We start from the raw sequence: 21,306 nt of genomic DNA, 5'->3' as shown, positions 1-21,306 counted from the left end.
GGCGCCTTGTTGTTCCCGGACTGTCTCACACACAAAATATCTCATTTTGCAAAAAAAGCAGACAGAATACCCTGCCTGCCGCGGATCACATATGATTAACTTGCCCAAAAAGCAAAAACGGCCAATTCCGCACCATTTGCATCGCACCGGAACATGCCGTTTTCTCTCTGGACTTCAAACGAATCTTATTTAAGATTATATTTCTGTTTAAACCGATCAACACGTCCGCCTTTGTCAGCGAATTTCTGACGGCCGGTATAGAATGGATGCGAATCGGAACTGATTTCGACTGTAATCAATGGGTATTCGTTTCCGTCTTCCCATTTAATCGTTTGATTCGATTTCTTCGTTGAACCGCTCAAAAATTTAAAGCCGGTACTTGCGTCCATAAATACAACCTTATGATAGTCAGGATGGATGCCTGCTTTCATCTCATTCATCTCCTTTGCGCCCTGATTATTCTTTCAAACCAGAGTCTTATTACGTTCAATAATATAGCACAACGAGTATTATAACAGGCGCTTGCAGTGTTTGCAAGCCGGATTATTGTAGGATAGAAGCGCTAAATACGGTTTCAACAACGATTCAGAGAATCTGTTCTGAGCAATATCCCTTATCTAGATTGCAGACTGCCTTTTTTCTCTTTATCGAAAATATCGAAGAATTCCTGATTCGACTTCGTTTCACGGATTCGCTTGTAAAAATGTTCCACAAAATCAGAGGATTCATCCATCGTTTTGCGCATCGTCCAAAGTTTATCCAGATGATCGTGGTCAACCAGAAGCTCCTCTTTACGTGTACTGGAACGGCGAATATCAATAGCCGGGAATATTCTCCGTTCGGCAAGACGCCGATCAAGATGCAATTCCATATTGCCTGTCCCCTTAAATTCCTCATAAATAACATCATCCATACGCGATCCCGTGTCCACTAATGCGGTGGCCAAAATGGTCAGGCTTCCGCCTTCTTCAATGTTACGTGCGGCACCAAAAAATTTCTTTGGTTTGTGGAAAGCAGCCGGATCAATGCCACCGGAAAGCGTGCGTCCGCTTGGCGGTATAACCAGGTTATAAGCACGCGCCAGACGAGTCAGACTGTCCATCAGTATGACCACATCTCGTTTATGTTCGACCAAACGCATTGCCCGTTCAAGAACAAGTTCCGATACCTTCACATGGTTTTCCGGAACCTCGTCAAAGGTTGAACTGACTACATCTCCCTTTACAGAGCGTTCAATGTCGGTCACTTCTTCCGGGCGCTCATCAACAAGCAGAACAATAAGATCAACATCCGGATAGTTAATGGTGATACTGTTCGCAATCGCTTTGAGCAATGTGGTCTTTCCTGCTTTTGGAGGGGCGACAATCATTCCACGTTGGCCAAAGCCGACCGGTGAAATCATGTCAATAATGCGTGTTGAAAAGTCTTCCTTTGTTGTCTCAAGAACCATATGTCGATTCGGATAAAGCGGTGTCAGCGCGGGAAAATGCACACGTTCCTTCGCGGTATCCGGATTTTCTCCATTAACTGCTTCGACCCTCAGCAATCCGAAATAGCGTTCGTTTTCTTTCGGAGGGCGCACCTTGCCTGTAACTTTATCTCCGTTGCGCAAATCAAAACGCCTGATTTGCGAAGCAGAGATGTAAATATCCTCGGAACTTGGCGAATAATTAATCGGGCGTAAAAAACCGAAGCCTTCAGATGGAATAATCTCAAGAACGCCTTCCATAAGAGACAAACCGTCTTTTTCTGCCTGTTTCTTTAAAATCGAGAAAATCAATTCTCTTTTATTCAATTTGCTATAATAGGATACTTTAAACTCTTTCGCATGCTCGTATAATTCTTTGAGTTTCATATTTTCTAATTCTGCTAATGTAATCGGCATTCTCACACCACGCTTTTTAAAATTTATCCTCACTATATCAAACGCAGAGCTCAATCTTACGTTAATCATAAATGATCTTTCTTAAAAAAAGATTAATCCGGAAATTGCACAGAACTGTGCATCTGGAGGAGGGGAGGAATTTAGTTGAAACAGCCTGATACAGCAGCTGAGCGATTTCAATCCTTCACGAACAATAGCACAGTTTTCTTAAATTGTGTAATTTTTCAAAAAAACTGGAAACAATATTTTTTTATTATCATTATAAATATTTTCAAAAACAATCTATCTCATTATTATCACATTATACCCTTTTTATCAACCATTAGTCATCTATTTCAAAAGGGGCTGATGAAAAACATGAGTGATTCAAATCTTTGTCATTGGACAGAATGTTGATTTTTCTTACTGTTGGTATTGTGTAAAACGGGTTTCGTTCCTTATTGAAAAAAAAGGAATCCGCATGCAAACGCATAAGATTCTCCTTGCGCGGATTCTTTGTTCATCGCTATTCTTGTTCCTTAAGACGTTCTCTTGCCTCATCATCAAGCAGAGGTTCCCGCCAAATAGCCGCACCAATGCTCCGCAATTTCTCCACGATATGATCATAACCCCGATCAATATGCTCCACATCGACAATTTCTGTAATTCCCTTTGCCATTAATCCGGCAATAACCAGAGACGCGCCTGCTCTTAAATCGGTAGCACGTACCTTTGCACCCTCCAGATCTGATGGACCACTCAAAATGGCTGAGCGTCCTTCAACCTTAACATTGGCACCCATCCGCCGTAATTCATCGATGTGTTTGAAACGAGCTCCATAGATAGTATCCGTTATAATACTGGTACCTGCCGCCTGAGTCATCAGACTGGTCAGCGGTTGCTGCAGATCCGTCGGAAAGCCGGGATAGACCAGTGTCTTGACATCTGCATTCTTCAGCAGGCGCCCGCTCTTTGAAACCAGAATCTGATCCTCGCCTACCTGAACATCAACCCCCATTTCTCTCAGTTTCGCCGTGAGTGACTCGACATGCTGAGGGATCACATTATCAATCAACAAATGATCGGCCCCTGCGGCACCGATAATCATGAATGTGCCTGCCTCAATACGATCCGGAATGATCATGTGCCTGCACCCATGCAATTCCTGCACACCTTCAACACGAATGACATCCGTACCCGCACCCTTTATTTTTGCACCCATGCTGGTCAGAAGTGTCGCCACATCAATAATTTCCGGTTCTTTTGCCGCATTCTCAATAATGGTCTGTCCTTCAGCCTTAACCGCGGCCAGCATAATATTGATCGTTGCACCGACACTGACAACATCAAGATAAATACGTGCGCCATGCAAAGATTCCGCGCGCAAATAAATCGCGCCGCGCTCGTTTGTCACTTTCGCACCAAGCGCTTCAAATCCTTTAATATGCTGGTCAATTGGACGTGGACCCAAATTGCATCCGCCAGGAAGCCCAATCACCGCTTTGTGGAATCTGCCGAGCATTGCCCCCATCAGATAGTAGGAGGCACGTAATCGTTTTACTGGACCGTTCGGCAACGGCATGTCCACCATCTTTCTCGGATCAACAACAAACGTATGGTCTTTAAACGATACCGTTCCGCCGATCTCACGCAATAGCTTACATAGCGTGCGCACATCAGAAATATCGGGAAGCTGGTCAATCGTGACCGGTGAATCAGCAAGGATGGTGGCCGGAATCAATGCAACAGCACTATTTTTTGCACCGCTTATTTGAACGGTGCCATTTAAACGTGTGCCGCCTTCAATAAGTAATTTATCCATGGTCAGAATACTTCCTTTTCCTTTTACATCATTTAGAAAAAGCGCCTGTTGGAAACTAATGCGTGAAAACAAACGGACAAAATCATTATATGTACAAAATGAAAGAAATGATCTTTCTTTTAACAAAAATAAGGTGAACAATGATGAAGATCCGTTCGAGACAAACGATTCTGTTAGCATTATAGCATAACCAATCGTTTATGTCTGTGTATTGATTTGTCTTAAAGATTGCCCGATTCAGACTCCGGAACTGTTTTTCGGGCACTCTTTTTCAACTGCTGAGATGAGTTCATGCAGATCAAACGGCTTTGTAAAATGAGCAACCGCCCCACTCTGCAATGCCTCTTGAACCATCGCATTTTCACCATAGGCTGTCATTATAATCACTTTTATTCCCGGTTTTATTTCCTTTATTTTGTGCAAAATTTCCAACCCGTTCATTTTCGGAATCTTCATGTCCAGCAAAACCAGTCGTACATCCTCTTTTTTCAAAAGTTCCAGTGCCTGTTCGCCATTCGCCGCGGTCACAATTTGATAGTCCGTTTGCTTAAATACTTCCTGCAGGAGCATTCGAATGCCCGGCTGGTCATCAACAACCATAATCTCATTTACATCTTTTGAAGCGTATACGGCGTTCTGTTTATTCATTACAATGCCCTCTTCCATTGATTCATTTCATGACAACCGTTATATATCATTTCTTTATGAACCAACTTTTTCCTTCTTTTAATTATCCTTGATTTGTTTCGTTTTCATTGAGAAAAGGCTCAATTAACTTTTTGACTCATTTGTGTAAAAAAAAACTTGGCGAGGCTAGGTCCTGAAGCTGGCCAGGCCCCTGATTAAGGTACAATCTTATTTGTGCTTATCGTATAAAAAGGCTGCCCATGAAAAACAGGGCAGCCACTATTATTTTTTGTTTTCATTTTCCAAAGAAGCTTTGATAAAGTCATGAAACAGCGGTTCCGGATGTGTCGGACGCGATTTGAATTCCGGATGGAATTGGCATGCGACAAACCATGGATGATCCTTCAGTTCGATCATTTCAACAAGATGGTTATCGGGGCTGAGTCCGGAGAACACCATGCCTTGTTCCGCCATTTGCTCTCGGTACTGGTTATTAAACTCATAACGATGACGGTGACGCTGATAAATGATTTCTTTATTGTAAGCCGTATAAACTTTTGTATCCTTAACAATCTTACATGGATAAAGGCCGAGACGCAGCGTTCCGCCCATATCCTCGACATCTTTTTGCTCCGGAAGAAGATCAATGATTGCCTCTTCGGCATCCTGATTGAATTCTGCTGAATCAGCACCGCTTAGCTTTAAAACATGACGGGCAAATTCAATGGTTGCCAGCTGCATGCCGAGACAGATACCAAAGAACGGAACCTTATGTTCACGCGCGTATTGAATCGCTAAAACCTTCCCTTCAATGCCGCGATCGCCGAATCCGCCCGGAACGATAATGCCTTGGCAAGCCCTCAGCTGTTCGGCTACATTATCAGGCAGCAAGTCTTCGGAATTGATGTACTGAACCTTCACTTCAGTACCGAAGCTATAGCCGCCGTGCTTAAGCGCTTCGACAACCGAAATGTACGCATCCTGAAGCTCTACATATTTGCCGACCAATCCGATTTTCACATGTTTCTGCGGATGGAGCACCTTGTCCACAAGATCATGCCATTGGCTCATATCTGCTTCACCGTTTGGCAGGTGCAATTTTTCGCAGACAATATCGTCCAAGTGTTGATCCTGCAGCTGCAGCGGCACCTGATATAGCGTTTCCGCATCACGTGCTTCGATAACCGCTTCTTTGTCAATATCGCAGAACAGTGCAAGCTTTGCCTTCATCTCTTCTGAGATCGGCAGTTCGGTTCGGACGACAATCACATTCGGCTGAATACCGAGGCTGCGCAGCTCCTTCACACTATGCTGCGTCGGCTTCGTCTTCATTTCTCCGGCCGCCTTTAGATAAGGGATCAAGGTGCAGTGAATGTAGAGTACATTATCCACACCGACATTGCTCTTGATTTGCCGAATCGCCTCAAGAAACGGCAGACTTTCAATGTCACCGACTGTACCGCCGATTTCGGTAATGACTACATCGGCTCCTGTCGTTTTGCCCGCCCGGAAAACGCGATCTTTAATTTCATTTGTAATATGCGGGATGACTTGAACCGTTCCGCCCAAATAGTCGCCTCTCCGCTCTCTTTTCAAAACGGTCGAGTAAATTTTTCCTGTTGTGACGTTGCTGTTTTTATTTAAATTGATATCAATGAACCGCTCATAGTGCCCGAGATCCAGATCTGTTTCAGCTCCGTCATCGGTAACAAACACTTCACCATGCTGGTATGGGCTCATCGTGCCGGGATCCACATTAATATATGGATCAAATTTCTGAATGGTCACGCTCAGGCCGCGATTTTTCAAAAGGCGTCCCAGTGAAGCTGCTGTAATTCCCTTTCCGAGAGACGAAACAACGCCTCCGGTCACAAAAATGTACTTCGTCATCCTTGATGATTTCCCCCTTATCAATAAAAAGCTTGGTAAAGTCCAGTGACTCGTAAAATGATGAGTCATTACGGCAAGGGGTCTTCATTACGATCACATTCGACCATTTTCGACCGGTTTTTCTTGCCTTTTTTTGTAAAAAAGCAAAAGCGATACGCTCCCCTTTCGGAGGGCTTGCTTTTGCTTTAAAATTCGATTCTATTTGTCGCCCTTTGCAATTCTAACAAACTTAATCAGTTGAATCAAGAGCATGTTACAGGAAAAAATGGCCTGCGTTGTGCACTGTAAAAAAGCGGTCAATTATTCATCATCGTCGTCAATAACCGCATTCTTCCTAATGCGTTTTACATCATCATCTTCATAGTCGTCGTCATCACTGGAATCATCATCTGTCTCATCAATATCCAAATCATCGTCATCATCTTCATCGTTATAATCGTCAAAGCCGTCCTCGGCGACCTTATGCTTTTCATGATGGCTGTCGCCAAGGGTTTTCGCGATATCGTCTTCACGCTGTTCCAAGGGATACCAATTGCGAAGCGCCCAAAGATTGTGCCCGACGCTCAGAAAACGTCCGTCAAGAATCAGCGTTGTGTAGAGACGTGCTAAGGATTCGCCGCCGTCCGCCTCAATCTCACCTTTTTTATAAACCAAATCGGTCAGTTCATAGAAAGTCTTCGGTTCTTTTGCTTGCGCCAATATATTATAGAACTGATCAACCTTCGATTTTTCAACCACGTGTTCTGTCAATGGAAACATCCTTTCCTTATATCAATACTCGTCAATAACACAACATCTGCATGCTTAAAAAGATTCCGCAAATCTTTTTCCAAAAAGATCTATTTGGTGAGGCATTTTAACAAAACGCACATGAGACTCATTGTAAGGTTATACAATAAATACAATAATCTGTTCCCCAATTAAAATCAAGTCTGGGCATAAAATTCATCGCGTATTCTCCATTTTTAGTCCCTTTGCGATTGAAATAGAGAAAACATCCGATACATCGGCAAATTTGGGATATATTATAGTTAAGACCGACGCCCAAAACGCGTCTCATGTGATCGGAGGATCCTGCATGCATTTTTTATTGGCACTGCTTATCATCATTCTTGTGCTTGTTGTTCTCATTTCTGCCGCCATTTGGCTTGATATACGCATAGGATTAAAAGTAAAAAGGCCGTTGATCCATGCGCGAAAAGCAGTGACAGGCTTCAATCGGTTCCGCTATTTCACGAATGGTCATGAACTCTTTAAAGAAATGAAGCAAACGATTGAAAGTGCCCGGCACCACATCCACCTCTCCTTTTTCATTTTTGTTGCTGATGAAGTAGGCAGCGAATGGCTTGAACTTCTAAAAAAGAAGGCTGAAGAAGGAGTCGAGGTGCGGCTGCTTGTTGACGCATTGAGCAGCTTCGCGCTACGAAAAAAAAGAGCCGAGCTTGTTCATTCGGGTGTGCAGCTTGCCTTCTCAGAAAAACCGATGTTTCCTTTCACCTTTTACTTCCTGAACCGTCGCAATCACCGAAAATTGATGATCATCGATGGAAAGTTCGGTTATTTCGGCGGATTCAATGTCAGTCGCGATTATATCGGACGTAATTCAAAAATGGGCCCATGGCATGATAATCACCTGAAAATCGAGGGTGAAAGCGTCCCTGTACTTCAGCGCCTGTTTATTGAAGACTGGCAAAGAGCATCAAAGACCGACCTTCCGAACAAGGATATTTATTTTCCAAACGTCACAAAAGGGCCGAGTCCCCTGGCTTTAATCGGGACGGACGGCAAGCAGCTTGAAGATTATTTTGCTAAAGAACTGAGCAGTGCCCGTACATCTATATATATTGCTTCTCCGTATTTTGTGCCAAGCAAGAGATTGCTCAATGTGCTTCTTGATCGGATGAGAAGCGGCGTTGCTGTAACAATCTTATTACCGCAGAAAAAAGACCATCCGCTCGTTCAGCCGGCCTCATTTCTATACCTTGAACCGCTTGTTAAAAGAGGGGCTAAGCTTTTCCATTTTTATCAAGGCTTCTACCATTCAAAGCTTTTTGTCATTGATCGTAATCGCTGCTATCTGGGTACCGCCAATTTTGATCAGAGAAGTCTTTTCTGGAACAGTGAGTTTTCCGGATTTACGACCGATCCCGGTCTCGTCCATCAAGCGCTCCATAATCTCGAAAAAGAAATCAAAGATAAGTCGGTGGCCGTTACGCTTCAGCAAATCAGAAAACGTTCTCCATTCGCCAAGCTGTCTTCACGTTGCAGCGGCTGGTTCAGCTTCTTTTTATAAGCTTCGTTCTCAAAAACAGCTCCCCGATCAAAAAACGGGGAGCTGCTTTCTCTTTTCCACGATTACATTTACATTTTTTCCGGAGCATTGACACCGATCAATTCCATTCCGTTCTTCAGTGTCGTGCGAACAGCCTTCATCAAAGCTACTCTGGCCTTGCTGAGCGGCACATTATGATCATCGAGCACCTTCTCGGCATTGTAAAAGCTGTGCAGATAGGAAGCAAGCTCAAACAAGTAAGCCGGAATGTGCTGAATTGATAATTTTTGCGCGCTATCTGCAACAACTGCAGGAAAATCGCCAAGTTTCTTCAACAGATCGATTTCTTTTTCGCCTGAAAGCAGATTCAAGTCAAGCTCCGCAACATTGTCATGTTCAAAATCTTCCGCACGTTTCAGCATACTCGTGATCCGCGCGTAGGCATACTGGACATAGTAGACCGGATTTTCATTCGAATGCGAAATCGCCAGATCAAGGTCAAAATCAAGATGACTGTCCGAGCTGCGCATAGCAAAGAAATAACGCGCGGCATCGACACCGACATCCTCCATCAGTTCACGCATGGTCACCGCTTTGCCCGTGCGCTTGCTCATTTTAACCTTTTCCCCGTCCTTAAATAAATTGACAAGCTGAATGATCTGAACGGTCAGCTGATCGGGGTTGTAGCCAAGCGATTGAATGGCTGCCTTCAGGCGCGGCACATAGCCGTGATGATCTGCCCCAAGTACATCAATCAGCTGTTCAAATCCACGATCGAGTTTGTCTTTATGATAGGCAATATCCGGGGTGAAATAAGTGTAGCTGCCGTCCGACTTAACAAGCACGCGGTCCTTGTCATCGCCGTATTTAGTGGTTTTCAGCCACAAAGCGCCGTCTTTCTCATAGGTTTCACCCTTGTTTTTCAAATAATCGAGTACGGCTTCAACTTTATTGCCCTCATATAGAGAGCGTTCGGAGAACCATTGATCAAAATGGACGCGGAAATCGGCCAGATCTTTTTTGATGCCGCTCATAAGATGTTCAACGCCGAAGTTGCGGAAGAAACGTATACGCTCTTCTTCCGGTTTTGCCGAAAGTGAATCACCGTATTCGTCGACGAGCCGCTTCGCCAGGTCAATAATATCTTTACCGTGATAACCGTTTTGCGGAATTTCCGCGCTCTGCCCCAATTGCTGGAGATACCGCGCCTCGAGCGAAACCGCCAGATTCGTGATTTGGTTGCCGCCGTCGTTAATGTAATATTCAGGTACCGCTTTATATCCCGCCTTGTTCAGCAGCTTGCATAAGGCATCGCCCACCGCCGCGCCTCGACCATGTCCCAGATGCAGGCTTCCAGTCGGATTAGCAGAAACAAATTCGACAAGAATTTTCTTCCCGGCGCCGGTATCGGACGCACCGTATTCATCGCCTTCTTCGATAATTGTCGGAATTAAATCCGTCAGATATTGATTATCAAGGAAGAAGTTGATAAAACCCGGCCCTGCAATTTCAATAGTACGGATATGCCCTTTTTTCTTATCGAAGCTTGCAATCAGTTCTTCGGCAATCTTTCTCGGTGCCTTTCTCGCGATTCTCGCCAGCTGCATCGCCATATTGGTTGCGAAGTCTCCGTGCGCTTTGTCTCTCGGCACCTCAAGCACAACCTCCGGTACCTGCTCTTGTGTGGCAAGATTCGCCTTGACCACTGCTTCTATAATTTCTTGCTTTAATTGATTCTTGACTTGTTCCACGATCGTCATTCTCGATAACCTCCAAAGTTGCATCTAGTGCATCTCTTGCATTATTTTCTATAGCTGTACAGGGCCGAAAAAATTCAATGCCCTCGCGTTTATAAGCTGACCTTATAATGATAGTCAAGTACCATTTTCCCAACCGATTGTCCTTGAATGCTCAATGCATAGACAATTCGTATTGATCCCGAATCGCCCGATGCATCAATGATGGAATCAATCGTTTCGGCAGCCGCCTTTGTTTCCATACGGCCGTATGCCGTGTCGTATGTGCCCGCCACGATTTGTCCCACCATAAGCGGCTGCCTCATCGGAAGCGCCCCTTTGCGCAAGATCAGCGCTTCGTTGCCGCCGACTCGGATGGTATAGTCGGCTTGACCGACGTCGGCGATCTTGGCACTGAAGACAAGATAAAGACTGGATCCGCTTTCTCCAACCTTCCCCTGAACTACTGTCGTCGTTTGCTGCTGACATTTCAATTCGTCTGGATCATTCATTCGGCTTATAAAAACGATTTCAGCATCGCGCGTCTTCATGTGGCCGCCTTCCTTCATCAGTGCCTATCTCCATACTTATACTACTATAAAAGATTGACTATCTGTGAGCAAGGTTAACTCGCCATTTTTCCCAGGATTCTATTTTTTTCTTGCATTTACATAAATAAATATAAGGATTTAAGGGAATTTTGTAAGTGGCACGGCAAATGAAGGAACTTTCGTTGAGCACGCCTATGTCCTGCATACATCGACGTCAGCGCATCGTTCGGAAGTATGTCCTGAGGCGACCGAACTCAGGTCATTCATGAACGTCGCAACGGCACCTGCGCCGGAGGCCTGGCATAGCCAAATTTACTAACACTTTAATTCGCACTTTTTACTCTCAATGTTTAGAATACGGTCGTTTTTTCCATAATGATTATTAAAAATTGAAAGCACGCACGACGCGCCTCAAGCTGCCTGCTTTTTCGGATTGAGGAGGTACTGATCGATGCATTTTGACATGAGAATCCGAAAAAGAAAGCATTTGATTACACGATGGGCATTCTTAATCGCGGCGCTCTGCCCTTTGCTGCTGCTGATTGGTTTCGTCGGACTGCTCCTATCTGCCAAAATCGCCGGACCGATGGACATCCCTGCCGCACGTCCCGCCGTTTTCTATGACCATAGCGGACAATTTATTGGAAAATGGGATACGACAAACAAGGAATGGATTGACAGTGATAAGATGGCTCCATCAATCAAACTGGCGACACTTGCCATTGAGGACCGACGTTTTTTCCGTCATCACGGATTCGATATTCGGCGAATCGCTCAATCGATTTTCATCGATATGCGCAGTCTCAGTAAAGCACAAGGGGCAAGCACAATCACGATGCAGTATGCGAAGAATGTCTTTTTGACTAATGAGAAAACATGGCTGCGTAAATTTTCCGAGATGTTCTATACAGTTCGTCTGGAAATGAATGAATCAAAAAAAGATATTTTGGAAGGGTATTTAAATACGATCTATTATGGGCACGGCGCTTACGGAATTGAGGCTGCCGCGCAAATCTATTTCAATAAAAACGCACAGGATCTATCCCTTGCCGAATCGAGTATGCTCGCAGGTATTCCGAATGGTCCCGGCCTTTATTCACCGTTTCTGAATTACAATCAGGCGAAAAACCGCCAGAAAGTCGTCTTGAATGCCATGGTAAAGGCCGGATACTTGACAAAAAAGCGGGCAGAAATTGCCTATCGGTCTCCATTGCAGCTTGCACATAGGAAAAAGACAGAGACAGCAGAGAAGGCTCCCTATTTTCAAGATGCGGTACGTCATGAGCTGACCGATCAGCTTCACTTCAGCCGAAAGGAACTGGCATCCGGAGGGCTCAAGGTCTACACGACACTGGATAACGAAACACAAGCGACGGCCGAGTTCTGGGTGAAGCACACCATTCCAGACAAATCGAAGCTTCAAACGGCGCTCATCGCGTTAGACCCTAAAACCGGAGGCGTTGTGGCAATGGTTGGCGGACGCGACTATCAAAACAGCCCTTATAACCGGGCAACGAATGCGAAACGTGCACCTGGATCGGCATTCAAGCCTTTTCTCTATTATGCAGCCTTGCGCAACGGTTTTACGCCTGCAACGCGCTTAAAAAGTACGCCTACAGCATTCACTTTTGACGATGGCCGCGCCAGTTACGCACCCAATAATTTCGGCGGTTATTACGCCAACAAGCCGATCACAATGGAACAAGCGCTTGCACTTTCCGACAATGTCTTTGCCGTTAAAACCCACTTAGCCATTGGCATGCAAAAGCTGGTCGCTGCCGCTCACCAGGCGGGCATTACAAGTGCACTCGCGCCGATCCCATCACTTGCGCTCGGTTCAAAACCGGTCAGTGTCCTGGAACTCGCGCGTGGCTATGCGACATTTGCGAATCAGGGCGCACGCGTGAAGCCTGCGCTCATCACGAAGGTAACCGACGCCAAGGGACATATCCTTTATGAATTTAAGCCCTCGAAAAATCAAGTACTGAATCGGCAAACCTCATTCGTTCTGTCTCAGATGATGACCGGCATTTTCGATCGGCGCCTTAATGGTTACACTCATGTAACCGGAAGCCAGGTATCGGGATGGTTGACCCATAAAATAGCCGCAAAAACCGGTTCGACGTCTACAGACAGCTGGATGGCGGGATTTACACCGGATCTGGTCGCCACTGTATGGGTCGGCTATGATCAGGGAGAAACAATTAGCACATACCCGGACACAGGCTATGCGAAAACGATCTGGAGCCATTTTATGGAAACGGCACTCGAAGGAAAACCAAAGAATACCTTTAAGCCGCCCAAAGGCGTTGTACGTGTCAGCGTTGATCCGAAAAGCGGACTTCGTGCCAGCAAAGGCTGCCCCGGACGGACGACCTATTTTGTAAAAGGAACCGAGCCCACCGCCTATTGCGGTCGACCGAAATCAAAACCCGAACAAAAGCAAAAAAAGCCGCGCAGCCTGCTCGATCGTTTGTTTCATTGGTGGAAGTGAAAAGAATCAGACAAGCTTTACGCGTTTTCAGTTCACTTACAAGCATTCTTCCAATAAATTAACAGACCTTTCCTTCGGCCGTGGAAAGGTCTGTTTCTGTTTGTACGGAAAATTTTTTTCATTTATAATTCATTTTATTTCTCAATTGCCGGGATTTTCTCTTATACTTAGAACATTAAGCAATAATGGATGAGAGGTCACAGCATGATCATTTTATTCTTAATTGGCGGTTTGGTCGCCGGCGGTATTATTCCCGTCCAAACATCAATTAATTCTCGACTCGGCAAAGAAGCAGGTTCACCATTTCTCGCTTCATTTATTTCTTTCTTCACCGGAACATTGACTTTAGTGATCCTGTCACTTGCGATTGATCATCGCCTAACCTTCGCTTCGAAGGCTTTTTTTCTCATCCGTGGTGGATCTGGATTGGAGGCGGTGTACTGGGCGTTTTCTATTTGACAACGAATATCCTGCTGCTTCCAAGACTTGGCGCAGCCTTAACTGTCGTTGCCACATTGGTAGGGCAAATGATTATGGCGATTGCCATTGATCAATTCGGCTGGTTCAATATCCCTGTGCATGAGTTGACTATTCCCCGCTTGATCGGTATTGCCTGCATGTTCGCCGGCGTGTTTTTAATCAGGAAATACTAAGGAGACAGAATGATGAAGCAACAAAACAATTCAAATACGCGCCTGATGAATCATTTATCAGATAATGGAGACAGCATGAAGAAAACAAACTATTTGCTTGGCAGCTTATTCCTCCTATGGGGAATTGCTGCCGGAATGGCATCTCCTGTTCAGACGTCGGTCAATACACAGGTCCGCTATGCCGTTCAGTCGCCATTTATTGCCTCACTCATTTCATTCACAGTTGGCACGTGCGTTCTGGCACTGATCACACTGCTCGTCGATCACAAAATAAAAATAGATCTGGGGATGATCCCGCGTGCACCGAAATGGATCTGGACCGGCGGCATGCTCGGCGTCGTCTTTGTCACATCCAATATTCTGCTGCTCCCCGTGCTCGGCTCCGCATTAACTGTGGTATCAGTTCTCTGCGGACAAATGATTCTCGCCATGATTGTCGACCACTTCGGCTGGTTCGGTGTCGCAGCGCATCGACTGAACGGACCGCGCGCCGCCGGACTCCTATTGATGATTGTCGGGATTCTGCTGATTCAGCATTTTTGAGCGGATCGGCTGTTACTCAATATTAAGTTGAGCTTTCAATTCAGGATTTGCCTGCTCCCATTGCTTCGGCGCAACGCGGATCAAAAAGTCACGGAGTACTTTTTTTGACTTGTCATCCATTTCATCAAGAACTACCTTGCCTTTAAGCGCTTTATCCATTTTATTCACATGGTCGGCGAGTATTTTATACCCACGTTTGATTTCACGGTGAATCATCATTTCAGCCGCTGCGGCACCTGAGTAGCGCGGCCCGTTCCTTGTCACCTCTGTGTTCACCCAGACGAGCCAATACTTTTTTCCGCCGCCTTGAAGATCTTCTTTATTTGCTGAAAAACGTATTCTCCGCTCAATATCGCTGCGGGCATGAAGCGCACCGATGTCGACTTGAGCAGTACCTGCTTCGACGTCAACGATAACCGGAGACATCGTGTCCAAATTAATCAACCCGGCGCCAAAACCGCCGTGTCCCTTTTTCGAATCACCTTTTATTATATTAAATCCTGATTTTTTTCCATCTTGATGAAAAATATCCAAATGATTCACCCTTTCCAGATGTGATTAATCTCACTGAGGTTATTTTATCATATGGGCGCCCTCAATGCTCACTAAGCAAAACACTGACCGGACACCTTTCTCACTGATAAAGCATTTATTTATGGTATGGATAAAACCATTGGACGCAAAACGGATCGATACCAATCGAAATGATTGAATCGCAACGCCGCATCCTATAGACTCAAAAGTAGTATACCAAATAAAGAGCAACTTTTTTTCAAAGAATGAGAGGGAAAACTATGCGCATGAAAAAGCCATTCGCCATCGCTCAATTCACAGCCTGCGGAAAGTTCGGCTTGGAGCGCGAGAACCTGAGAATCGATAAAAGCGGTTCACTTGCGCTGACTCCGCATCCCCATGTGTTTGGCAGCAAGCTGACCAATTCTGAAATCACTACCGATTTCTCAGAGAGCCAAATCGAATTAGTCACGCCTGTTGCATCGTCCATCAAGGAAATGCTCGCTCACGAAGAACGATTGACCAAAACGGTCTATGCAGGTATTGGTGATGAGCTGCTTTGGCCACTGAGCGCTCCCCCTTCCCAGCTTCCGCCTGAAGAACAGATTCCGATCGCCGATTTCGGATTGGAAGGCAGAGATAAAACAGACTATCGGATCTATCTTTCAAAGAAATACGGACGCAAGAAACAACTTTATTGCGGCATTCATTTTAATTTCTCTTTTCCAGAGGATTTATTTGCAAATTCTAGCGTACGCAGCCGTTTCTATCTCAATCTTGTCGCCACTGCACTGCGCTATCGTTATTTTCTTGTTCATCTGCTTGCGGCAAGTCCTGAACAAATCGGATCTGTCTGTTATTGTTCGGTGAGACTGAGCGCGCGCGGCTACAAGAATATTGATCCAGTTTATCCTGACTACTCGAGTCCGGAGGCATACATTCAATCGCTTCGCTCTGCTGTCGAAAAAGGGCTGATTGAAAGTCCCCGCGAACTCTATCAGTTCGTTCGCATTAAAGGGGAAGGCTTTGAAGATCTCACAAGGCGTCCGGACGCAAGTCGTGTCGAACTACGGATTGCTGATCTCAATCCTCTCTATCAGTCAGCAATTAATCCGAACGATCTTTACTTAATGCATCTTTATCTGCTCTGGTGTGCGCATCATGAACACGCTGCATTTACCAGAGCCGATCAAAAAGATACAGAGGCATTATCGAATGAAGCGGCACTCGTTCATGTTTCCAATCAATTTGTGAGCAAAATGAACGCCATGTTTCACGCATTGCGAACATTTATCAATGAACACAGCCTATTGCCGGTTTATGACGAAGCACTTCGCGATGCGGAAGCACGCTGGCATGATGAACAACTGAGTTATGCAACACGCGTTCGCTCTGAATATGCGAGCAATCCGTCGGCGGCAATGAACTGGGCCAGAAATATGAAGGATATGTATTTGAATCCTTCACGTTCATGAGGATAATTCACAGAGACGCATTCACGCACAATCCCGAATCTAAGCCATTGCCAAATATGGATACAACCCTTATTCTAATTGTAAGAATGTCCCGGAATGGCGGAAAAGCCTTCTCAGATCTAACGGTTGCGCAGTAGGCCTGATCGCTTATCGGGCACAGCTATGTTTGTTTTCTGGAGGATTCGTAAAGCATGATCTTGGTGAGATGCATCAAAAGCGTGTATGGAGAGACAGTTGAAGTACCCATTGATTTTTTTGAAACGCGGCTTCTTTTTAAGGTAAATAACTTTTACATGGCAGAGCAGGACAACGAAGGCCATCTGATCACACAGGACGAAGAGGGTGAGCCGCATATTATCGCCGACAGTAACGAACTTCTAAGCGGCGGCTCTTGGTTTCATGAGCATTTTGTCCTTTTGTAATACATCGCTCTGACAAGCCATCATGCGTTTAGGAGGAAAGGATTATGAGCAACATCCAGTTTGAACTAATTAAGAAAATCGGAAAATTGACCGAATCCTCAAGTGGGTGGTCGAAACAGCTGAACATCATCAGTTGGAACGGACGCGCTCCAAAATATGACTTGCGCGATTGGGCTCCAGACGGAGAAAAAATGGGTAAGGGCATCACGCTGAGTGTGGACGATCTTAAGGCACTCAAGCAGCTCTTGAATCAGCTTGACGAACTAAATTAAACAGGAATCGGACAGGCGGATGGCAAAGAGCCGTCCGCCTGTGTTTAATCGCCATTCTTTTGTCCCTGCACGTTCATATAAGAAAAGCTAAGCAAAAAACGCTCAACCCTTACTTTTGCAGGACGTGATGGTTTTCGCGTTGCCCCTTATAAGGTAAACGGAAATTTTCCGGTTATCTGCATCATGGCGCTTGTTTCGCAGGTAAATAAGGGTGAATTTTCCGCTTATGCAAAGCGAAATCCAGTATTTTCACGTTTTTCGATTCGGTAAGCAGAATTTCTCCGTTTATTCAAACGATTTATTCAATTCATTTTCTAATTAAGCGGGTTTTTCCGTCTATTTATCAGATTGGGCGCTTACCTGATCACCCAACCGAATCTTTTGGCGCTAATTATCGTACCAGCAAGTCAAAACGATAAACTCTTTACTTGCTGGCAAAAACCGTCCGCCTGTATTCACCTATTCTTTTATCTCTTATTGCGAGATCGACAGCTCAATGGATTGGAGCAAGCGAATTTTATCAATAAAGGCAAGCGCATGCTCCAGATTGTCCCCCACCGTCTCTTTATTTAATGTCCTTGCTTTTTCGACTGCTTTGATGCGAGGCAGATGATCAAAATAAAGCAGGATCGCAACCGATTCAAGAAACAAGGCATTTTGGTTCATGATCTGCTGCGTAAGTCTGCACGCAGTCGGCAATACATTTTTATAATGAGTCAAGAAGCCTTGACCGGCTTCCGAGATCCGATAGTAGCACGTCTCTTCCTCCTCATTATGGTCTTCACGATCTTCAATTAAAAATCCGAAATCACATAATTCCTCAAGCTGGATCGACAGTTCTTCTGAATAAGGCCCATTGAAGTGAAAATGAAAAATCTGCTCAAAAGGATAGCCCAGCCTCTGAAAGATATAGACCGCCTTTTGAAGTTTCTTACGCCCGGAAATTCCACCGGTTTGATTAATTAATGCAGCAATTTTCGCGTGGTCTTCCAACATGTTTCATTTTCCCCCATGTAACATGATCTCTTTTTTCTTAACCCATGTCCCTTCTGTTGTGCTGTTTCTTAGATTCCTAAAATTTTCTGTATCTGTTCTCTGCATGACGCGTGCTCTGAAAGCTCAAACACCCGATCCTTTGGATAGTATAATTTGACGTCGGTACGCCGCATGCCGGTAATCGATCCGACCACATCAGATTCTTGAGAGAGTTCATGAAGTGTCCCGTCCGGCATAAGCAGCTGAATCGGCTGCCGTTCCCCTTCCTCTCCCGGCCGATAGAGATCGTAAGGCGAATTTGACGAAGAATCGACCTCCAAATAGTAATCCGGATCAATTCCCGCATCCCGAAATGCTCCCGCAAGCTGATCTTTTGATTCGATCAATGAAGGTGTAAATTCCACATACTTAAACAAGCGGCGGTTCATAAAACGGCAGCATAAGTCGCTCAGAATCGGGTCCTTTTCCTCCTGCCAAGCCTGGAAAAAATAGAGGATCACAGACTCGTCCAGTTTCAAATAGTCTTTGAGCGCCATTTCCCCTTTAAAGATCTTGATCAATGGAAACGGCGCATATTTGAAACGAAATCCTTCATGAAAAAGCACTTTTGCTCGGTGAAGAATTTGTGTGAGAATAACTTCGGCACTGCGCGTTACCGGATGGAAATAGACCTGCCAATACATCTGGTAACGACTCATGATATAATCTTCGACCGCATGCATCCCTGACAGTTTAAAAACAATTTGGTCATCCTGAGTGCGCATCACCCGCCAAATACGTTCCATGTCAAAATGACCGTAGCTGACACCGGTAAAATAGGCATCACGAAGCAGATAATCCATACGATCAGCATCAATCTGACTGGAAATCAAACTGACAACGAGCCGATTAGGATACGTTTTGCCAATCACATCGGCGACTTTCCCGGCAAAGCCTTCGCCCTGCTCTTCCAACAGACGATGTATTTCCGTATCGCCCAGAATGATTTTTTGCGTGTATTCTTCATGGTTGGTTCCGAACACTTTCTCAAAGGAATGGGAAAAAGGCCCATGGCCCACATCATGAAGAAGCGCTGCACAAAGAGCGATCATTGTCTCTGAATCATCCCAATGATTTCTGTATTTAAAAATATCGATGACACGCCTTGCAATTTCATAAACGCCCAGTGAATGACCGAACCGGCTGTGCTCTGCCCCGTGAAACGTCAGAAACGTCGTACCAAGCTGCCGAATTCGCCTTAACCGCTGAAATTCCGGTGTTCCGATCAGATCCCAAATCAATCGGTCACGGACATGGATATAACGGTGCACCGGGTCCTTGAACACCTTTTCTTCATTCAATTTCTGAAATGAGCGGGCCAACACGATCACGTCCTATTTGCAGCTCGTGCAGACAGGATCCCCGTCCCGGTCAGCCACGATGTACTGCGATCATTATAACTTGATTGAGCAGAAAATGAAAACAGAGGTTTGCTGAGAAACTGTATGATCAATGCATCGGTTCGTCCACCATTCGTTTCCTGTTTTTAAAATAAACGGGGGTCAGATCATACGCTTTGGCCATGGCTGCGCCAAGCGGATACTTGATGCCAATAGTGTCCGGAGAATGGTTGTCTCCGCCGATCGTCACATAGCAGCCGCCTAGTTCACGGTAGCGTCGGACAATGCTTTCGAGACCCTCGCGAAAACCGCTCTGGTCAATCAGGCGCAGATTGATTTCAAGACAAATCGTGTTCTCAATCAGCGTGCTGAGAAAATTGTCAATTAAAAGCGGAAAGTCTTCGTAGCGAAGCACATTGTCGGCATAATCCAGATAGCGGCACGGGTAATCAATATGAGCAAATGTGTCAATGTATGGGTTGCGATGGATCGTGTGTTCTGCATAGATCAAATACTGCGTGAAGAAATCCTGTTTGCTTAAAAAGTTCTTCGCAAGATCCGTATACAAGTCGAAGTCCTGCAGATTATGTATGGAACCGATCACCATGTCAAACGGATGAGCTTCGACGATCGCGCGATTGCGCGCGATATAATCGGGACGGTTGTCCAAACCAAGCTCAATGCCAAGCAGAAGATGCTCGCCTCGATAAGAAGAATAAGTGTCAAAGTATTGACTAATCTCAAAATCAACTGGAGTACCGTCGTCCTGACGCTCGTTCAAGTCGTAGTGTTCCGTAAGAATCAAATTCAATTGGTATTGCGCCGCTTTCCGAAGCGCTTCTTGAATGTCCATGTCCGCATCAAAAGAAAAATGGGTATGGTTATGTGTATCAAAGGCCATGTCGATCATTTCCTCCATTTTGCGATTTACTTTTAGTCAAAATTCTGGCGACCATTTGCCGATCCAGATAGACATGACGAACCACTTTCACATCAAAACGGCAAAGCTTGAAAACTGATTGAGCAAAAACACCGATCAGCAGCAACATAATCACTGTTCCAATCCCGACGGATCCTCCTAAAAGCCAGCCAAACACGAATGCCGCGCCTTCGTTCACCGTACGAACCAATTGCCCGGTCTTGCGCGCGGGCACCACCATAAGCCCATCCCTGGGACCGGCGCCAAACCTCGCGCTGATGTACAGATAGGTTCCGAAGCTGAAAATGATCAAGCCTGCGAGAATCATAAGTAGCTGTGCATCGAATTGGTGCACTTCGGAACAAGATGATTTAGAAGCAACAAGTCCATAAACAGGCTGACAAGAAGCATATTCGCCAACGTGCCGATCCCGATCTTCTCACCAAACATTCTGTTCAGGATGACAATGCATAAAGCTACCAGAATATTGGCCGATTCAATGGTAATCGGCAATGTTCTTGAAAGGCCTTGATTGCAGTACATTCCATGGCTGCAAGCCCAAATTCGCGTTAATGGTGCAAACTATGCCAAGCGCGATCAAAAAAGGCCGATGAACAGTTTAGCCAGATCAACCACGGTTTCAAAAAAGCTCCCCTTACATTGTGCCATTCCAAGTCGACATTTCATTCTGCTTCCCTTCATTACCATTCTCTACAGTATAAAATTAATTAGTCTCTGAAACAATCAATGTGTGCATAAATTCGCCCTGAGACACAAATCGCAAGCAAAAAAGGCCTTTCCTATCGCCCGCCAACGACCTTTTACAGCTGTATATCCGGGTTCTCAGCACATTTAAAGACCATTTTAATAAAAATCAT

General features: G+C 45.2%; 20 protein-coding genes and 1 pseudogene. 7 read left to right on the top strand and 14 right to left on the bottom strand.

What is annotated here, in order from left to right:
- Window positions 1-185: 185 nt before the first annotated feature.
- From NIE88_RS07425 to rpoE, 6 genes are all read right to left on the bottom strand, one after another.
- Window positions 186-431, bottom strand: a complete 246-nt coding sequence (locus NIE88_RS07425; RefSeq protein ID WP_249098946.1) for a type B 50S ribosomal protein L31 — start codon at window positions 429-431, stop codon at window positions 186-188.
- A gap of 182 nt (window positions 432-613) precedes the next feature.
- On the bottom strand, window positions 614-1,885 hold the full coding sequence (gene rho / locus NIE88_RS07420) for a transcription termination factor Rho (protein WP_253060686.1): 1,272 nt from the start codon (window positions 1,883-1,885) through the stop codon (window positions 614-616).
- 505 nt (window positions 1,886-2,390) lie between these two features.
- Window positions 2,391-3,686, bottom strand: coding sequence for a UDP-N-acetylglucosamine 1-carboxyvinyltransferase (gene murA / locus NIE88_RS07415; protein ID WP_253060685.1), 1,296 nt, complete (start codon window positions 3,684-3,686; stop codon window positions 2,391-2,393).
- A 237-nt stretch (window positions 3,687-3,923) separates the two neighbouring features.
- Complete coding sequence (locus NIE88_RS07410) at window positions 3,924-4,334, bottom strand: response regulator (RefSeq protein ID WP_253060684.1); 411 nt, start codon at window positions 4,332-4,334, stop codon at window positions 3,924-3,926.
- A 261-nt stretch (window positions 4,335-4,595) separates the two neighbouring features.
- Window positions 4,596-6,203, bottom strand: a complete 1,608-nt coding sequence (gene pyrG, locus NIE88_RS07405; RefSeq protein WP_253060683.1) for a CTP synthase — start codon at window positions 6,201-6,203, stop codon at window positions 4,596-4,598.
- A gap of 300 nt (window positions 6,204-6,503) precedes the next feature.
- Window positions 6,504-6,962 carry a DNA-directed RNA polymerase subunit delta gene (gene rpoE, locus NIE88_RS07400; RefSeq protein WP_253060682.1) on the bottom strand — a complete coding sequence of 153 codons (459 nt, stop codon included), beginning with the start codon at window positions 6,960-6,962 and terminating at the stop codon, window positions 6,504-6,506.
- Window positions 6,963-7,281: 319 nt separating this feature from the next.
- Here rpoE and NIE88_RS07395 point away from each other — a divergent pair, with 319 nt between their 5' ends.
- Complete coding sequence (locus NIE88_RS07395) at window positions 7,282-8,496, top strand: phospholipase D-like domain-containing protein (protein ID WP_253060681.1); 1,215 nt, start codon at window positions 7,282-7,284, stop codon at window positions 8,494-8,496.
- Window positions 8,497-8,564: 68 nt separating this feature from the next.
- On the opposite strand, the gene argS is transcribed toward NIE88_RS07395, so the two are convergent.
- Window positions 8,565-10,235: an arginine--tRNA ligase gene (gene argS / locus NIE88_RS07390; protein WP_253060680.1), complete on the bottom strand. Its 1,671-nt coding sequence runs from the start codon at window positions 10,233-10,235 to the stop codon at window positions 8,565-8,567.
- Window positions 10,236-10,324: 89 nt separating this feature from the next.
- Entirely contained in the window at window positions 10,325-10,780 is a 456-nt protein-coding gene (locus NIE88_RS07385; RefSeq protein WP_253060679.1) for a YwiB family protein, read from the bottom strand.
- Window positions 10,781-11,213: 433 nt separating this feature from the next.
- Between NIE88_RS07385 and NIE88_RS07380 the strand changes: the two genes are divergently transcribed.
- From NIE88_RS07380 to NIE88_RS07370, 3 genes and pseudogenes are all read left to right on the top strand, one after another.
- Window positions 11,214-13,256: a transglycosylase domain-containing protein gene (locus NIE88_RS07380; protein WP_253060678.1), complete on the top strand. Its 2,043-nt coding sequence runs from the start codon at window positions 11,214-11,216 to the stop codon at window positions 13,254-13,256.
- A 204-nt stretch (window positions 13,257-13,460) separates the two neighbouring features.
- Window positions 13,461-13,909 (top strand): annotated as a pseudogene (locus NIE88_RS07375) (DMT family transporter).
- 75 nt (window positions 13,910-13,984) lie between these two features.
- Window positions 13,985-14,452 carry a DMT family transporter gene (locus tag NIE88_RS07370; RefSeq protein WP_253060719.1) on the top strand — a complete coding sequence of 156 codons (468 nt, stop codon included), beginning with the start codon at window positions 13,985-13,987 and terminating at the stop codon, window positions 14,450-14,452.
- A 12-nt stretch (window positions 14,453-14,464) separates the two neighbouring features.
- On the opposite strand, the gene NIE88_RS07365 is transcribed toward NIE88_RS07370, so the two are convergent.
- Window positions 14,465-14,995, bottom strand: coding sequence for a YwhD family protein (locus NIE88_RS07365; protein WP_253060677.1), 531 nt, complete (start codon window positions 14,993-14,995; stop codon window positions 14,465-14,467).
- A gap of 251 nt (window positions 14,996-15,246) precedes the next feature.
- Between NIE88_RS07365 and NIE88_RS07360 the strand changes: the two genes are divergently transcribed.
- From NIE88_RS07360 to NIE88_RS07350, 3 genes are all read left to right on the top strand, one after another.
- Window positions 15,247-16,440: a glutathione synthase gene (locus NIE88_RS07360; protein ID WP_253060676.1), complete on the top strand. Its 1,194-nt coding sequence runs from the start codon at window positions 15,247-15,249 to the stop codon at window positions 16,438-16,440.
- A gap of 191 nt (window positions 16,441-16,631) precedes the next feature.
- Entirely contained in the window at window positions 16,632-16,862 is a 231-nt protein-coding gene (locus tag NIE88_RS07355) for a hypothetical protein (RefSeq protein WP_253060675.1), read from the top strand.
- Window positions 16,863-16,906: 44 nt separating this feature from the next.
- Window positions 16,907-17,134 (top strand): YdbC family protein, encoded by a 228-nt coding sequence (locus NIE88_RS07350; RefSeq protein WP_253060674.1) that lies wholly within the window; start codon window positions 16,907-16,909, stop codon window positions 17,132-17,134.
- Between the two features lie 474 nt (window positions 17,135-17,608).
- On the opposite strand, the gene NIE88_RS07345 is transcribed toward NIE88_RS07350, so the two are convergent.
- The 5 genes from NIE88_RS07345 to NIE88_RS07325 form a co-directional block, all read right to left on the bottom strand.
- The gene (locus NIE88_RS07345) at window positions 17,609-18,130 is read right to left on the bottom strand and encodes a YwgA family protein (protein ID WP_253060673.1); all 522 of its coding nucleotides are present in this window, start codon (window positions 18,128-18,130) and stop codon (window positions 17,609-17,611) included.
- 68 nt (window positions 18,131-18,198) lie between these two features.
- Entirely contained in the window at window positions 18,199-19,491 is a 1,293-nt protein-coding gene (locus NIE88_RS07340; RefSeq protein WP_253060672.1) for an HD domain-containing protein, read from the bottom strand.
- A 127-nt stretch (window positions 19,492-19,618) separates the two neighbouring features.
- A complete protein-coding gene (locus tag NIE88_RS07335) occupies window positions 19,619-20,410 on the bottom strand; it encodes a PHP domain-containing protein (RefSeq protein WP_253060671.1) in 792 nt (263 codons plus the stop codon).
- Window positions 20,400-20,756, bottom strand: coding sequence for a DUF6198 family protein (locus NIE88_RS07330; protein WP_253060670.1), 357 nt, complete (start codon window positions 20,754-20,756; stop codon window positions 20,400-20,402). Before NIE88_RS07330 ends, NIE88_RS07335 begins: the two co-directional genes overlap by 11 nt.
- The gene (locus tag NIE88_RS07325; RefSeq protein WP_253060669.1) at window positions 20,753-20,971 is read right to left on the bottom strand and encodes a hypothetical protein; all 219 of its coding nucleotides are present in this window, start codon (window positions 20,969-20,971) and stop codon (window positions 20,753-20,755) included. Before NIE88_RS07325 ends, NIE88_RS07330 begins: the two co-directional genes overlap by 4 nt.
- Window positions 20,972-21,306: the final 335 nt, after the last annotated feature.

This window comes from Sporolactobacillus shoreicorticis (assembly GCF_024125445.1).
Classification (GTDB): Bacteria; Bacillota; Bacilli; order Bacillales; family Sporolactobacillaceae; genus Sporolactobacillus; species Sporolactobacillus shoreicorticis.
The sequence above is the reverse complement of the archived record's forward strand: the minus strand, read 5'-3'. Positions and strand labels throughout refer to the sequence as shown.